Here is a 993-nt window from a genome sequence, read left to right as displayed (position 1 = left end):
ACGTTCTCGACCGGGTTCAACTCGGGGCATTTGGGCGGGAGCGGCAGGAGGGTGATGTTCGCTGGCACGTGCAGCTTGCTGGAGACATGCCAGCCAGCCTGGTCGAGCAGAAGCACGGCATGGGCGCCGGGCGCGACCAGGCTGCTGATTTCGGCCAGGTGCAGCCCCATCGCCTCGCTATCGCAGCGCGGCATGACCAGGGCTGCGCCTTTGCCACTTTCAGGACAGATGGCGCCGAATAACCAGGCCGAAGCCCGGCGCAGGTCACGCTGGGCCACCGGCCGCGTGCCGCGCCGGGCCCAGCGCCGGGTGATCTGTGTTTTCTGGCCGATCCGGGCCTCATCCTGCCACCACAGTTCTATTGCGGTGTCCTTGGGCAAGCCCTTCCGGATTTGCGCCAGACGGATGGGGAAGCTTTTTTAAAAGCGGCGATATCCTGCGGACGCTGGCCTTGATGGCGGGGACGGGCCGAAAGTTTGCGAAAGCCCATGGTCCGCAATTCACGCCCGAGCGCCTGCTTGCTGATGGAGACGCCAAACTCATCCCACAGCCACTGGACGAGATCGACAATGCGCCAGCGCACGACGCCGTGAACCGCCGGAATGGGGCCGGCCTCAATAATCTCAGCCAACAAACGCCGCTGGATGTCGTTGAGGATCGTGTCAGGCCCCGGAGGCTTGCGCGTGGCAAGTCCATCGGGGCCAGCGGCATTGAAACGAAGTACCCAGTCCCTGACGATCTGCAGCGTCACGCCCCCGATGCTGGCCGCATCGCTGCGGCTGGCGCCTGCCAGAATGGCGCTGATCGCAAGAAGACGGCGAACCTGGGCTGGGTCTTTTGAAGCCCGGGCGAAGGCGCGAACCTGCGCAGCAGTGAAATCATCCCGAACCCGGATCGGCGCAGCCATCGCAAATCTCCAACCATTTGCGAAACTGAATCACGTCCGCGCTCCCAACAAAACCCTGCATGAGTCAGGGGCAGAAGGCCTTGGTA

General features: G+C 63.7%; 1 pseudogene. It reads right to left on the bottom strand.

Annotation, left to right across the window (positions count from 1 at the left end):
* Positions 1–907, bottom strand: a pseudogene (locus tag IE243_RS23725) (IS630 family transposase); the annotation flags it as partial.
* Between the last annotated feature and the right edge of the window lie 86 nt (positions 908–993).

The organism is Camelimonas fluminis, from assembly GCF_014656355.1.
Lineage (GTDB): Bacteria > Pseudomonadota > Alphaproteobacteria > Rhizobiales > Beijerinckiaceae > Camelimonas > Camelimonas fluminis.
This window is presented reverse-complemented; position numbering and strand designations above follow the sequence as displayed.